This window comes from Lysinibacillus sp. FW301-JW8, from assembly GCF_058788755.1.
In genome coordinates, this window is the sequence record NZ_JBYTBB010000070.1 from 1 (window position 1) to 13,876 (window position 13,876).

The window sequence follows — 13,876 nt, forward strand, 5'->3', positions numbered from 1 at the left end:
CCCTCGTTTTGAAAAAGGGCTATACTTTTTAATTTGTCACCTTGATGTCATTGACATAATAGTATTTCAACAACATGCAATACGGCACAGTAGAGAAAGTGCCGTATTTTTTTCGTGTTTATTCGTTAGTATGAGCGGAATACTATATTGATGCTGAAAAATTGTTTATAGATTTTTCAGCGTGATTTTATAAAGTTTTAAGATTTGTATGATACATTGCTAATAGTTTCAGCTTATTGGGGGAATGCATATGTCAATTAAAACGAGGTTTTTGCTATCTTATGTAGGGGTTATTATCATTGCTATCACGCTTTTATTAGCATCGGTTTTTCTTTTTTCCTATGCGATAACAGGTGATGTGAAAGCGATTGAGCATTTTTACAAAAAATCCTATGTGCAAAAACCTTTAACAACGCTAGAAGAAAATGCTTTTCTAGATTTGAAATTATTGGCGAAAAATAATCCCCAGCAATTACTAGACATCGAACAGCTACAAAAAATAAATGCACCATCCATTGAAATCGTTGTGCGTAAAGATCATCAAATTGTTTATGCATCACAGAAAGATCATGAGAAATTATTGCTCAAAAGTTTACCTGGTTTTGAAGCGACCAATATTAATTCACGCGACACCATTATGATTAATCAAGCATTTTATACGTACGTTAAGTTCGATTTTTATTTTCCAGATAAAACAGAGGGGAGTATTTTTGTTTTGAGAGAGGTTAGTTCCCATGCGGAATTAACACGAGAGCTTTTACCTATTCTTTTAGGTATTTTATTTCTATTATTTATGATGATTATAGGTTTGTTAAATTATTTAGTATCTAGAAGTATTATTAATCCTATCACAACTTTAAAGGAAGGAGCTGAACGGATTAAATCTGGTGATTTAAATTTTGAAATTACTTCTCGTTCGAATGATGAAATTGGTCAGCTCAATCGATCATTTGAGGAAATGAGAGTAAAGCTAAAAGATTCTGTTCAACTTCAGCTTCAATATGAAGAAAATCGTAAAGAATTATTATCAAATATTTCTCATGATTTAAAAACGCCGATAACTTCCATTATTGGCTATGTTGAGGGTATTAAAGACGGCGTGGCTAATACAGAAGAAAAAATGGATAAATATTTAACAACCATCTATACAAAAGCAAAGGATATGGATGTATTAATCGATGAGCTCTTCTTATTTTCTAAATTGGACTTAAAGAAGATTCCTTTTCAAATGGAAAGTGTGAATCTTCATCAATACATGCATGATTATGTAGAGGATGCTAGCTTTGACTTTATTGCAAGAGACATTCATGTACAATATATTTCAGCGGGTTCACCTCTTTTTGCGATGGCTGATCGTGATAAATTAAGACGTGTACTGTCGAATTTATTAAGCAATAGCGAAAAATATATGGATAAATCATATAAGCAAATCATTATTTCCCTGCATGAGCGAGTAGATGATGCAATTATACAAGTAACAGATAATGGTACGGGAATAGACCCTGCAGCTTTACCTCATATTTTTGATCGTTTTTACCGTGCAGAGCCCTCCCGAAATTCACAAACTGGAGGTAGTGGCTTAGGGTTAGCCATTGCGAAACAAATCGTGCTTGAAATGGATGGCGATATTTGGGTGAAGAGCAAATTAACAAAGGGAACCAGCATATTCATTGCACTAAAAAAGGCTGAGGAGAGGGTTAGCAAAAATGAAAAAAATACTGCTAATTGAAGATGAAGTGAGCATAGCGGAGCTCCAACGTGATTATTTAGAGATTAATGATTTTACAGTAGACATTCAACATAATGGAGATGATGGGCTGAAGCAGGCACTTCAAGGTGATTACGATTTAATTATTTTGGATATTATGCTTCCTGGGATGAATGGCTTTGAAATTTGTAAACAGATTCGTGTAGTGAACAACATTCCAATATTATTTGTTTCAGCTAAAAAAGAGGATATTGATAAAATTCGTGGTCTTGGTCTAGGGGCGGATGATTATATTACAAAGCCATTTAGCCCAAGTGAACTCGTGGCAAGGGTCAAGGCGCATTTATCAAGGTATGAGCGTCTAGCCACAACCCAGCAAACGAATCATATTATGTCCATACATGGCATTACAATCGATACATCTGCCAGAAAGGTCTTCGTGAATGGCGAAGAAATTGCCTTTACCACAAAGGAGTTTGATTTGCTTGTGTTTTTTGTCAAACATCCAAATCAAGTATTAAGTAAAGAGCAGTTATATGAAAGAAACTGGGGCTATGAATCAGCTGCGGATGTTTCAACCGTTACCGTGCATATTCGAAAGCTACGTGAAAAAATTGAACGTGATCCAGCACAGCCGAAGTTTTTGGAAACAGTGTGGGGCGCAGGTTACCGCTTAAATGTTTAAGAAAGAATATCTCGTCGAGGTGGCGAGCTATTTTTTTGACAAATTTTTAGACTTTTTTAAGAAAGGGTTAATGGATTATTTAACATTACCACTTACACTAAGAATAGTATGACAACATCATAACAGTGAGGGTGGTGTATGACAATTGAAGAAAATACAGGCAGTTATGATAGCATTATCATTTATACTTCAAGGATGTGCCTCAAACGAAACAGAGGCTCTAAAAATTAATAAAGGAGGGAGCGAGGAGATGGCTACAGATTGGGATAGTGAATTGTTTCAAGCAGTAGAAAAAGGGGATTTGGATGCGCTTCAAAATGCTTTGGATCAAAGGGTGGATATCGATGCTCAAGATTCAAAAAAACGAACAGCGTTAATGATTGCCACGTACAATCAGGATGTCGAAGCAGCAAAATTATTAATTGATGCAGATGCCGATGTCAATATTCAAGATGATATGCTAAATACGCCCTTTCTTTATGCAGGTGCAGAAGGCTATCTTGACATTCTAAAGCTGACGATTCAAGCTAGTGCAGATCCTAAGATTTTAAATAGATATGGGGGAACAGCATTAATTCCAGCGGCAGAGCATGGTCATGTCGAGGTCATAGAGGAACTATTAAACAATACCACTATTGACGTCAACCATGTTAATCGTTTGGGATGGACAGCACTGATGGAGGCAATTGTTCTAAATAATGGGAACACAACACAGCAAACTGTAGTTCAATTATTAATTGACCATGGTGCTGATGTGAATATTCCAGATAATAATAATGTGACACCATTACAGCATGCGAAAAAGCAAGGATTCAAAGAGATTGAAAATATCCTCATCGCAGCAGGTGCGGTATAAAAAACATCACATGCTTTGTAAACTGTAGAGTATCATTCTCTACGGTTTTTTTATGGATTTTTTCTTAAATTATTTTTTCTATTTTTTAATTCTTTTTTAATAGTTTATTTATTGGCAGTTTAGATATGGTCTTTATGATAAATCTTGTCAACAAATTTTATGGAAAAAGGGAGAGGATAGAAATGAAATTAAGAAAACGAATTGTCCCAGCAGCATTTGCCTTATCGGTATTATCAGCAGGTTTTGTCACATTTAACGAGCCTTTAAACGTAGAGGCGGCGAGTAAAAAAGCTGTAGTAGCTGCCGAAAATGAGCAGGTAGCGAAAATTACAAACATTAAGCCTTTAAACACAATGACATTACAAATTACGTTCAACCAACCATTAGTAGCTGCTGATGTAGATCTGAACAATTTAGATGCTATTAAGAAACATTTTATTTTTAATGGAGATTTAGAGATTGTCAATGTGCCACGTTTAATGACAGGTTCTAAGAGTACATATATTGTACCTGTCACATTCCAAGAAGATGACTTCATCTATACATTAAGCTATAAAGAACAACGCAATAAAGTTTTTGAAGGCACAGATGAGAAAGTATATGTAAGAAATGTAGCACAAGTAACAAATGATACATTTACACTGGCAGCGTTCCAAGAGGATGGGGTAGTGGATTATGCAAATATTATTGAAGCATACCGTGCAGGGCGTGGAGATCTTGCATTTAGCTTAGATCGTCATAATCGCGATGCAAATGGCAAACACTTTGATATTATTTCTTCCTTACGTGATCGCTATGTAACAGTGAAAACAAGCGAAGGAGAAGAGTTTGTTGCTAATTATGTACCATTTACACAAGCTGCTGATGGCAAACAGGCTTCACAATTTAGATTACCTGCTGGCAAAATTTTAAAGCAAGGTGTCACATATCGCGTGTACTCCCAATGGGCTGAGATTGATGAAAAGAGCTTTGTAGCGAAAGAAATCGCACCGTTTACACTGCAATCAGCTACAGCAATTGATAATAAATCATTTGAATTACAATTAACGAATGATCCACAATCTGATTTACTTGCTGGCAGAAGTGTAGAGCTACGAGGAAATGATGGTAGCAAATTACAAGCACAATACCGCTACTCATCACGTAAAGGGGCTGTAGGCATCTTTGATATTGCCAATGGAGATACATTAAAGACAAATGTAAATTATAAGGTTGTACCATTAAACAACTGGGCTACAGCGACAAATGTAGTCTTACAAGGAAAGTAATCACTAATAGTAAAAATCTCGTCACATCCGTGGCGAGATTTTTTTATAGCCAGCCTTTCTCACTAGCAACTTGAGCAGCTTGCTGTCTAGATTCAACTTGAAGCTTTTGAATAGAGGTCGATAGATAATTACGTATGGTGCCTTTTGTTAAAAATAATTGTTTACTAATTTCATTTGTGGTCAAGCCTTCTTTCACAAGCTGTAGCACCGCAATTTCACGTTCATTTAAAGGGTTTTGCTCCTTCATAAACAAGGTAGCAGCTAAATCCTTGCTAACAACCTTTTCACCTTGCATAATTTTTCGAATAGTAGCAATTAAATAATCAATCGGTTCATCCTTCAATAGATAGCCGTGTACCTCGCAATCCATTGCTTTTTGTAAATAGCCAGGTCGTGCAAAGGTTGTGACAATCATCACTTTGCAGGGTAAATTGGCCTGTTTAATTTTTTCAGCAAGCTCTAATCCTGACAGATTGGGCATTTCAATATCCACTAGGCAAACATCAGGTAGCTCCTGTTGAATGTAGTCCCAAGCTTTTTGACCATCTGAAACCTCTGCAATTACTTCAATATCAGGCTCAAATGATAACAGAGATGTTAAGGCACCACGTAACATTTGTTGATCCTCTGCTAGTAAAACACGTATCATATTGGAGGCTCCTTTCCATCTTGAATTGGTATGCTGAATAATACGCTTGTCCCAGTCGTTGTATTCCCTTCAATAATGGCATCACCTTGAAGAACATGCATTCTTTCTTTCATCGAATGGATGCCATTGCCGAGTCCCTTATGCTGCAAGCCAATCCCATCATCTATGATAGCAAGCGAATATTGTCCATTTTGACATTGTATCGTGATCTGGCAGTTTTGTGCATGGCTATGCTTCAGCATATTGGTGGTAGCTTCCCGTACACACAGTGCTAGCATTGTTTCCTCAACACTGGAAAGAACGATTTTAGGACATTGATTGTTAATAGTCGTAGTAATATTCGCACTTTGTAAAAGCTGCTGGCAGTGTAGGAGCTCAGTATGTAAAGGAACAAAATTCATATCCGAAACGAGCTCACGTACTTGCTTTAAGGCTGTACGTGTTGTGGCTAATATATCATTTAGCTCTTGCTTAACGCTTGTAGGATCTCGATCAATAAGTTTTGTAGTAAGTTCTGTTTTAACTTTAATCATCGTTAACGTGTGCCCAATTGTGTCATGGAGATCTCGGGCAATACGCTGTCTTTCCTCTTGTTGAACGAGCTGAGTATTGACATCAGCCAATTCGGATTGTAGGTTCTTCGATTTTTCTACAAAATAAATAAGGACAGGGAATACCAATTGAATGATCATTATGGGCGCTAGTACCTGTGATTCAACGGGTAATAGGGAATCTGTGGTCAGCCTCATAACGACTAAAAACATGACTGCAATGCCAAGTATACCACCAGCGATATGCCATTTAGATTTGGCTCTTCCCAATAAATCGGCAAAGGTAAATCCGAAGACGAGCATGAAGATATCCTCATAAATGCCCAAGATGCTAATAAGAACGAATCCTACAAGTGACGCAAGAAGTAGCTTCCAATCTTGATGCCATAAAGCTATATAGAAAGCACCTAAGTACAAGCCTAAGATAGCTATTTTAGCCACGAAGGGGAGGTTTGAATCTGACCATAACACCATCGTTATCAGGACAATCAAGGATACAGCATCGATGATTAAATAATGTTTTACTTGCTCTCGAGGATAAATTTTTATTGCTTACACCATCCTTTATTGCTTAATGTCGTGTCATAGCTTGAATGGTTTTTTTCCGAATCCATTCCATCGGGCCAATATGAAATTGCTTCTGCCAAAATGACGCTAGAGCCAGTTGAAGACAAGAAAGGGCTAGCCAAATGCTAATAATTAGAATGCTATTTAATTGTCCACCAAGCCCAAGTCCCCAGCCATAAAAAATAATAGATGCAAGCACGTTTTGTAGGACATAAGAGCTCAAAGACATTTTGCCGACATCTGCAAAGCGCTGCCAAAGCCAATCCAGCCTCTTATATTCTACCAGTTTACCTAAAATTCCAATATAGCCAATCGATAGAATCGGCGCACATAAATAACGAACAGGTAAATCAAAAAGACCCCCAGGAATAAAAATAAGTAGATTTAAAGGGATACCAATGAATACACCGAGTTTGAAAAGCTTGTGTCGAGCCTGACGTCCTTTGTCTGTCGATGAAAAAACCTCATTACGCATAAACTTTACACCTAGTATAAATAAAAAGACATTCATAGGGATAATAAAAATAGCTTCCGTGCGATAAAACAAAAAATTTGTCAGGCGATGCTGTACTTGAGCTAGCCATGTGCCATTTTCATACAGTGCAGCGACTGACTCCATGCCATTGAAGGAAACCATTGCCCCTTGTAATGAGCTTATAAAAATAAGCAGTATCATGAGGATATGAAAGCTGCCAAAGAGATAGAAAGTCCTTGTCATTGCTTTGTCGCCTAATCTGATAATAAAGGTAACGATAAAAGCTGTTACGGCATAGCTCATTAAAATATCATATTCCATGACAAGTGTGTAATGAAGTAGCCCTTCCAAACCTAAAAAGACTATTGTCCAAAGATATATGCCAGGCCAAGCATTTCCTTTTCTTAACGCTTGTTGATATTTTAATTGTAAGCCTACACCAAACATAATTGTTAACAGTCCCAGTAACTTACCATTGACTAAAAATAATACCACCATTCGTAAAAAATCGTTCAAGGACCACCAACCACTATAGTTACTCGTTGTGATATACGATAAATCGCCAAGATAGGCAAAAATCCAAATATTCGTACCAAGAGTTCCTAAGACAGCGAAACCTCTTAACATATCAATAAAGGGGAGTCTTTGTTGTGTTTGCATATGTTCAATCACTCTTTCTATGTTTTCTTACGTTTAATGATAAGAAAACGCCAAGTGAAAACCTATTCACAGCAGTCAAAGAATCTTTATGACACCTGTCATAAAAATGATGTAACAAAAAACCAGCATCGCTTTGGGTGCTGGTGAAATGCGATTATTTTGAGCAGGAGTAAATACGATAGTCCAAAATTTTTTCGTATTTTACGTTCATGGCAATATGTTGATCCATTATATCATATAGTTCTGATTCAATATCTTTGGAGAAATTAAATTCAGGCTTTGATGAGATAGATTTATTTTTTTGTATGCGAATATTATGAAAACCAGCCTGCTGTAATAAGGCTACCCAATCCTTTTTCATAAGGAGTGCATCAAATCCGTAAAATTGTTGAATGTCATCTGCAAGTTGAGGGGGTAGTATTTCGGGAATGGTAAATTCAATGGCAATGAAGCGGCCACCTCGCTTCAATAAACGATAAATCTCTTGCAAGGCAATTTGTTGATCAACAAAAGCAAGAACCGATTCAGCAAATATCAAGTCAAATGACTCATTTGGTAATGAAGTTTGCATAATAGAACCTTGTATGATGTTGACTGGTAAACGTGTTTTTTTCATTCTGTGACGGGCTTTTTCTATCATGATAGGGTTGATATCTATTCCCGTTACATTTGCTTGAAAGTGTGTAGCCAAATAGGCAGCCGTTTGCCCTGTACCGCATCCGACATCTAAAATATGTGAGGATTGCTGAATGCTCTCTGCTTTAAATAGCTCCTTTGACAGATTAATACCACCAGGATGTGCGCCTCCGACACCAAATTTCGCTAAAAATTCGAGATAATTAGAACCTTGAATGAAAACCACCTTCTTTTTTCATATAGTATGAAAATGAAACTAGTATGGTTCCTTCAAAATATCATGGTGTAAGTCCAAACACTAGAGTTCCATATTTTTGGAGGCGAGATAAAACTATATTATTTTTAAGTACTTCTTCAAAAGTCTAATTCATTAATGTAATAAGTACATATACTAGTTTAGAAGCTTTCAGATAGGGGGTGAATCAATGCCATATTTTCAGCCGAATTTTAGAAGAGGACCATATCCGCCAAGCAATAGACAATATTTTGGACCTCCTTTTCGAGATAGAATGATGCAACCTTCCTATTCTCCTAATCAACAATTTCAACCTTCTAGAGTAGGAAATTTGCCAAATCATTTAAATACGATTATGGGGCATGCTGGTACGATTACGAATGGAGTAAATATGTTAAGGCAGATGGGAGCATTATTAAGTTTATTTAGATAAAAGTTAGAAACCCTCTTTAAGAATGACTTCTTAAGAGGGTTATTTTTTGGATTAATTTACTTAGACAAGTTGCTTTTCGATAATAGAGCGATTTTTTTCTTTAAATAGCTCATTATGAGAGGAGACCATACCATGACGATAGGCTGTTGGCTCTAAATACGTTTTAATCGAGTTAACCGCATTGGCTGCATCTTGGAATGTCCCGAGAAGCAGATTGATTTTTCCTTCAAACGATAAAATATCGCCTGCTGCAAAAATACCAGGCTGTACCGTTTCTCCTGTTGCTTTTCCATCAAAATAATAATCATCTTTTTTAGGAATGGCAATGGCTTCGTCAAACGCGAGGGATGCTTCACGATTATAGCCATGACTAACAATCACCTCATCGATTTGACGAGTATAGCTCTGATTGGTTTTCGTATTTTCACATGTGACTAATTGAATAGCTGTTTTATCAGCATTTGCGGTAAGTTTTGTAATGCTTGTATTGCATTCTATATGCACACCAACATCAAGTGCTTCCTTTATTGTTGCTTCATGAGCTGATAATGTGTCTTTACGATAAACAACCGTAATACTTTTGGCAATTGGGCTTAGCTCAACAGCCCAATCTATGGCCGCATTGCCTCCACCTGAAATAATAATGTCCTTATTTACAAAACGATTATAGGATTGAACAGTATAATGTAAATTTGACATTTCATATTTTTCGGCTCCTTCAAGTGTTAACTTTTGAGGGTTAATGATGCCGCCTCCAACAGCTAAAAGCACAGTTTTACTATAATGCTTTTCACCAGTCGCCGTATGTACTATAAAAACATCGTTCTGACGTTTAATAAAATCTACTTTAGTGTCTGTCAAAATGGTTGGGTCGAATGTTTTCGCTTGTTCGATTAATTGTTTGACAAATTGCTCACCTAATATAGGGGGATGTCCACCAATATCCCAGATAAGCTTTTCAGGATAAAGTAATACTTTTCCACCAAGTTGTGATTGGCTCTCAATTAATTTCGTTTTTAACCCACGTAACCCACAATAAAAGGCGCTATATAAGCCAGCAGGACCTCCGCCAATAATCGTTACATCATAAATATGTTGCATTTTTATTGCCACATCCTTAAAAAATAGTAAAAAAGTAATTGACAAATTCTTATCAGAAAACTAGACTAATTCTAGTGATAATGATTATCATTTTTAATTGTGCTTATCATAGCATGGAATGAAGTAAAAAGAAAGAGAGGGTCCAAATTGCGTTTAGAAGTTGAATCGATTCGTGTTGGCTATGAGAATAAAACGATTGTGCATGACTTATCGCTGCAAATTCCAGATGGCAAAATAACAACCATCATAGGTTCAAATGGTTGTGGAAAATCCACCTTATTAAAGGCCATTACACGTATTTTAAAGCATGAGAGTGGACAGGTCGTACTAGATGGTCAAAATATCTCCAAAATGAAAACGAAAGAATTGGCGAAAGAACTGGCCATCTTACCACAAAGCCCTGAAAGTGCACATGGTTTAACTGTGGAAGAGCTTGTATCCTACGGTCGATTTCCCTATCAAAAGGGCTTTGGCAATTTATCACAAAAGGATAAAGATGTCATTGATTGGGCTTTACAGGTGACAAAAACCGAAGACTTCCGTTTGCAATCTGTAGATGCTTTATCAGGTGGACAGCGTCAACGAGTGTGGATTGCGATGGCATTAGCTCAAGAAACCGACATCATATTTTTAGATGAGCCGACAACATATTTAGATATGGCACATCAATTAGAGGTTTTAGAGTTACTTTACAAGCTTAATGAAGAACAAGGGCGCACGATTGTCATGGTACTCCATGATCTAAATCAAGCAGCACGATTCTCCGATTATATTGTGGCTCTATCACAAGGAGAGCTTATAAAGTTTGGAACAGCTGAGGAAGTCATGGTTCCAGAAGTATTAAAAAAAGTGTTTAATATTGATGCGGTTATTGGCCAAGATCCACGAACAAATAAACCAATGTGCATTACATATAACTTATTACAAACCGTTTAAAAGGAGAATAACAATGAAAAAGTGGTTATTACCAATGTTTATGATGCTGGTACTAGTATTAGCAGCGTGTGGCAATAAAGAAGAGGAAACAGAAAAGGCTGATGAAGGTTCAAAAGAAGCAACTACAGCAGAAACAATTACTTATCAATCCGAGACAGGTCCTATGGAAGTACCAGCAAACCCTAAACGAGTAGTCGTGTTATCTTCTTTTGTAGGGGATTTATTACAGCTTGATGTCAATGTTGTCGGGGTAGATGCATGGGCAGCGAAAAATCCGAACTTCCAAGATGCGATTAAAGATGCAGTAGTTGTTGAAAATACAGATATTGAAAAAATTCTGGAGCTAGAGCCAGATTTAATCATTGGCTTAAATGGAATTGAAAATGCTGATAAATTATCAGAAATTGCACCAACTGTGCTATTTACGTACGGAAAAGTTGATTATTTACAACAATTTATTGAAATCGGAAAAGTAGTCAACAAAGAAAAAGAAGCTACTGAATGGGTAGAGGATTTTAAATCTCGTGCAGCAGAAACTGGTAAAAAAATTAAAGAAAAAATCGGTGAAGATGCGACTGTAACAGTGGCGGAAAACTTTAATAAACAATTTTATATTTATGGCGATAACTGGGGTCGAGGAACAGAGATTTTATACCAAGAAATGGGCTTAAAAATGCCTGAGAAAGTAAAAGAAACAGCACTAGAGCCAGGCTACTATGCAATTTCTCAAGAAGTTTTAGGGGATTACGCAGGGGACTATGTGGTCTTCAGTATGTTCCAAGATCAAGATAACTCCTTTACAAACGCATCATGGTTTAAAGATTTAGAGGCTGTGAAAAATAGTCATTTATTTGAAGTGAATGCGAATGCCTTTTACTTCAATGACCCTATTACATTAGAACATCAACTGAAGTTCTTTGAAGAGAAATTTTTACAATAATTAGTAGAGAGTAGCGAAGGCAAATGACAAAGTTTCGACAGTTTCCATTTTGGCTTCAGGTATTGCTTGCATTGATCGTATTATTCGGCACAGCCAGTATCTCGCTGTGCTTAGGTGCAGCGAATACGAGCATTCAGGATGTCTATCAAGCAATTGTCGGACAAAGTGGTGGTAAGCATTACACGATTTTACGTGAAATTCGATTTCCTCGTATCATTGCCGCTATTTTTGTTGGCAGTGCACTCGCTGTCGCAGGGGCGATTATGCAGGGGGTTACACGAAATCCATTAGCCGATCCAGGTCTGCTTGGTTTAACAGCAGGGGCAAATGCTGCCCTTGCCTTAACCATGGCATTTATCCCAAAGTTCTCATACTATACTTTAATTTTAGCCTGCTTTGTTGGGGCTGGAATTGGAATGATAATTGTTTATGGGATTGGGGCTTCTACTAAGAAAGGATTTTCTCCGTTGAGGCTTGTTTTAGCTGGTGCAGCTGTTACTGCTTTATTACAAGCGATTGCGGAAGGGACAGGCATCTTATTTCAAATTTCCAAGGATGTTTCGATGTGGACAAGTGGCGGTTTCATTGGCACAACATGGCAGGCGTTACTAATCGTCCCTATGATTGTCCTCGGTCTGCTACTGTCATTTGCTTTTAGTCGTCAATTAACGATTTTAAGCTTAAATGAAGAAGTAGCAGTAGGTGTTGGACAAAATACAACATTTATTAAAGGAATCATGATGTTTGTTGTTGTTATTCTGGCAGGCTCTGCTGTGGCACTTGTTGGGAATCTAGCATTTGTAGGTTTAATGGTACCGCATATTGTTCGTGCGTTTGTAGGGACAGACTATCGTTTTGTATTACCAATGAGCGCCATTGTTGGCGGTTGGTTTATGGTGATGGCTGATTTTGCAGGGCGCATGATTAATGCACCATTTGAGACGCCAGTTGTAGCGATTATTTCCATTCTTGGACTTCCATTCTTCCTATTATTAGTGCGGAAGGGAGGACGCCAATTTGTTTAAAGAAGGTCGCAAAAAACAGCGAAAGTGGTTTTTTACTTGGCTTGTAGTCATGATATTGATCTTTGTTTTGGGCATTTCTTTAGGGCCAGCCTCTGTATCATTTGATCGCATTATCCCAACCTTGCTAGGCGATGGTAGTTTTAAAGAGTCCTTCGTATTATTCTCAGTTCGATTACCAAGAATGTTGGTACTAGCAACGGCAGGAATGGCGTTAGCTTTAGCTGGTGCGGTCTTACAGGGGGTTACACGCAATGATTTAGCAGATCCTGGTATGATTGGTATTAGTTCAGGTGCAGGTGTTGGGATTACTGTCTTTTATCTACTAGTAAAGGGCAATCTTCCTCACTTTGCTTATGTCTTACCAGTTGTAGGCTTTTGTTGCGCCCTATTAACAGCGCTTGGCATTTACTTTTTCTCTTATCAACGCAATAAAGGTGTGCACCCTATTCAATTTATCTTAATAGGGGTAGGGGTAGCTTCTGCTTTATCAGGGGTCATGATGGTGTTAATTTCCTCAGCAGAGCGTAGCGATGTACAATTTATTGCGCAATGGCTGGCAGGCAGTGTTTGGGGAACAGATTGGCCATTTTTCTGGGCTTTAGTGCCTTGGCTTGTGCTCGGTATTCCTTATATTTTCTATAAATCCAATGTCCTAAATGTCTTGGCGATGACAGAGCAAACAGCAGTTGGTCTCGGCATGAATATTGGACGTGAACGATTACGCCTATTAATTGTAGCCGTGGCGTTAGCGGCAGCTGCAGTTTCTGTAACAGGTGGTATTGCCTTTATCGGTTTGATGGCCCCACATATTGCTAAGCAGCTCGTCGGCCCACGCTATCAATTCTTTTTACCACTGACATTGTTTATTGGAGCAAGCTTGCTTATGCTAGCTGATACAATTGGACGTGTAGCTATTGCAAGTGCAACCGTTCCTGCTGGAATTGTTGTTGCCTTTATCGGCGCACCATACTTTTTGTATTTATTAAGGAAAAATGTATGATAGAATGTTTGAACTGACTGAGCAGAAATGTAATAACAAACGATAGTGGATATGTAAATTAATGTACTTTTTATCTAAAAAAAATAATGAAATATTTATTTTATGATCTTTGTATTTCAAGTTTTTGGGAACCTAATTTGTGGAGGTTCTT

At 37.5% G+C, this 13,876-nt stretch carries 14 protein-coding genes; 9 read left to right on the forward strand and 5 right to left on the reverse strand.

What is annotated here, in order from left to right; genetic code table 11:
• The first annotated feature begins 250 nt into the window (after positions 1 to 250).
• The 4 genes from AC3WOM_RS22015 to AC3WOM_RS22030 all read left to right on the forward strand — a co-directional run bounded on the left by AC3WOM_RS22015 (position 251) and on the right by AC3WOM_RS22030 (position 4,517).
• Positions 251 to 1,729 (forward strand): sensor histidine kinase, encoded by a 1,479-nt coding sequence (locus AC3WOM_RS22015; RefSeq protein WP_492448351.1) that lies wholly within the window; start codon positions 251 to 253, stop codon positions 1,727 to 1,729.
• A complete protein-coding gene (locus tag AC3WOM_RS22020; protein ID WP_492448352.1) occupies positions 1,707 to 2,393 on the forward strand; it encodes a response regulator transcription factor in 687 nt (228 codons plus the stop codon). The genes AC3WOM_RS22015 and AC3WOM_RS22020 overlap by 23 nt, the downstream gene beginning before the upstream one ends.
• Before the next feature lie 166 nt (positions 2,394 to 2,559).
• Entirely contained in the window at positions 2,560 to 3,249 is a 690-nt protein-coding gene (locus AC3WOM_RS22025) for an ankyrin repeat domain-containing protein (RefSeq protein ID WP_492448373.1), read from the forward strand.
• Between the two features lie 182 nt (positions 3,250 to 3,431).
• Positions 3,432 to 4,517: a hypothetical protein gene (locus AC3WOM_RS22030; RefSeq protein ID WP_492448353.1), complete on the forward strand. Its 1,086-nt coding sequence runs from the start codon at positions 3,432 to 3,434 to the stop codon at positions 4,515 to 4,517.
• 43 nt (positions 4,518 to 4,560) lie between these two features.
• On the opposite strand, the gene AC3WOM_RS22035 is transcribed toward AC3WOM_RS22030, so the two are convergent.
• The 4 genes from AC3WOM_RS22035 to AC3WOM_RS22050 form a co-directional block, all read right to left on the reverse strand.
• Positions 4,561 to 5,166 (reverse strand): response regulator transcription factor, encoded by a 606-nt coding sequence (locus AC3WOM_RS22035; RefSeq protein ID WP_427546013.1) that lies wholly within the window; start codon positions 5,164 to 5,166, stop codon positions 4,561 to 4,563.
• Entirely contained in the window at positions 5,163 to 6,020 is an 858-nt protein-coding gene (locus AC3WOM_RS22040; protein WP_492448354.1) for a sensor histidine kinase, read from the reverse strand. The genes AC3WOM_RS22035 and AC3WOM_RS22040 overlap by 4 nt, the downstream gene beginning before the upstream one ends.
• Before the next feature lie 268 nt (positions 6,021 to 6,288).
• Positions 6,289 to 7,419, reverse strand: coding sequence for a DUF418 domain-containing protein (locus AC3WOM_RS22045; RefSeq protein WP_492448355.1), 1,131 nt, complete (start codon positions 7,417 to 7,419; stop codon positions 6,289 to 6,291).
• A gap of 154 nt (positions 7,420 to 7,573) precedes the next feature.
• A complete protein-coding gene (locus tag AC3WOM_RS22050; protein ID WP_492448356.1) occupies positions 7,574 to 8,281 on the reverse strand; it encodes a class I SAM-dependent methyltransferase in 708 nt (235 codons plus the stop codon).
• A gap of 199 nt (positions 8,282 to 8,480) precedes the next feature.
• On the opposite strand from AC3WOM_RS22050, the gene AC3WOM_RS22055 reads away from it, so the two are divergent.
• Positions 8,481 to 8,723 carry a hypothetical protein gene (locus tag AC3WOM_RS22055; RefSeq protein ID WP_492448357.1) on the forward strand — a complete coding sequence of 81 codons (243 nt, stop codon included), beginning with the start codon at positions 8,481 to 8,483 and terminating at the stop codon, positions 8,721 to 8,723.
• Positions 8,724 to 8,783: 60 nt separating this feature from the next.
• On the opposite strand, the gene AC3WOM_RS22060 is transcribed toward AC3WOM_RS22055, so the two are convergent.
• On the reverse strand, positions 8,784 to 9,824 hold the full coding sequence (locus AC3WOM_RS22060) for an NAD(P)/FAD-dependent oxidoreductase (RefSeq protein ID WP_492448358.1): 1,041 nt from the start codon (positions 9,822 to 9,824) through the stop codon (positions 8,784 to 8,786).
• A 147-nt stretch (positions 9,825 to 9,971) separates the two neighbouring features.
• Between AC3WOM_RS22060 and AC3WOM_RS22065 the strand changes: the two genes are divergently transcribed.
• The 4 genes from AC3WOM_RS22065 to AC3WOM_RS22080 are packed head-to-tail and all read left to right on the forward strand — an operon-like array spanning position 9,972 to position 13,725.
• On the forward strand, positions 9,972 to 10,760 hold the full coding sequence (locus tag AC3WOM_RS22065) for an ABC transporter ATP-binding protein (RefSeq protein ID WP_492448359.1): 789 nt from the start codon (positions 9,972 to 9,974) through the stop codon (positions 10,758 to 10,760).
• A gap of 13 nt (positions 10,761 to 10,773) precedes the next feature.
• Positions 10,774 to 11,700, forward strand: a complete 927-nt coding sequence (locus AC3WOM_RS22070; RefSeq protein WP_492448360.1) for an iron-hydroxamate ABC transporter substrate-binding protein — start codon at positions 10,774 to 10,776, stop codon at positions 11,698 to 11,700.
• A 23-nt stretch (positions 11,701 to 11,723) separates the two neighbouring features.
• Complete coding sequence (locus AC3WOM_RS22075; RefSeq protein ID WP_492448361.1) at positions 11,724 to 12,725, forward strand: FecCD family ABC transporter permease; 1,002 nt, start codon at positions 11,724 to 11,726, stop codon at positions 12,723 to 12,725.
• Positions 12,718 to 13,725 (forward strand): FecCD family ABC transporter permease, encoded by a 1,008-nt coding sequence (locus AC3WOM_RS22080; RefSeq protein WP_492448362.1) that lies wholly within the window; start codon positions 12,718 to 12,720, stop codon positions 13,723 to 13,725. The genes AC3WOM_RS22075 and AC3WOM_RS22080 overlap by 8 nt, the downstream gene beginning before the upstream one ends.
• Positions 13,726 to 13,876: the final 151 nt, after the last annotated feature.

Bases quoted from the DNA above. Each gene is read 5' to 3' on its own strand.
- AC3WOM_RS22025 (WP_492448373.1), top strand. From the start codon at position 2,560: ATGATAGCATTATCATTTATACTTCAAGGATGTGCCTCAAACGAAACA.
- AC3WOM_RS22045 (WP_492448355.1), bottom strand. From the start codon at position 7,419: ATGCAAACACAACAAAGACTCCCCTTTATTGATATGTTAAGAGGTTTC.
- AC3WOM_RS22015 (WP_492448351.1), top strand. From the start codon at position 251: ATGTCAATTAAAACGAGGTTTTTGCTATCTTATGTAGGGGTTATTATC.
- AC3WOM_RS22035 (WP_427546013.1), bottom strand. From the start codon at position 5,166: ATGATACGTGTTTTACTAGCAGAGGATCAACAAATGTTACGTGGTGCC.
- AC3WOM_RS22070 (WP_492448360.1), top strand. From the start codon at position 10,774: ATGAAAAAGTGGTTATTACCAATGTTTATGATGCTGGTACTAGTATTA.
- AC3WOM_RS22060 (WP_492448358.1), bottom strand. From the start codon at position 9,824: ATGCAACATATTTATGATGTAACGATTATTGGCGGAGGTCCTGCTGGC.
- AC3WOM_RS22055 (WP_492448357.1), top strand. From the start codon at position 8,481: ATGCCATATTTTCAGCCGAATTTTAGAAGAGGACCATATCCGCCAAGC.
- AC3WOM_RS22075 (WP_492448361.1), top strand. From the start codon at position 11,724: ATGACAAAGTTTCGACAGTTTCCATTTTGGCTTCAGGTATTGCTTGCA.
- AC3WOM_RS22040 (WP_492448354.1), bottom strand. From the start codon at position 6,020: ATGCTCGTCTTCGGATTTACCTTTGCCGATTTATTGGGAAGAGCCAAA.
- AC3WOM_RS22030 (WP_492448353.1), top strand. From the start codon at position 3,432: ATGAAATTAAGAAAACGAATTGTCCCAGCAGCATTTGCCTTATCGGTA.
- AC3WOM_RS22020 (WP_492448352.1), top strand. From the start codon at position 1,707: ATGAAAAAAATACTGCTAATTGAAGATGAAGTGAGCATAGCGGAGCTC.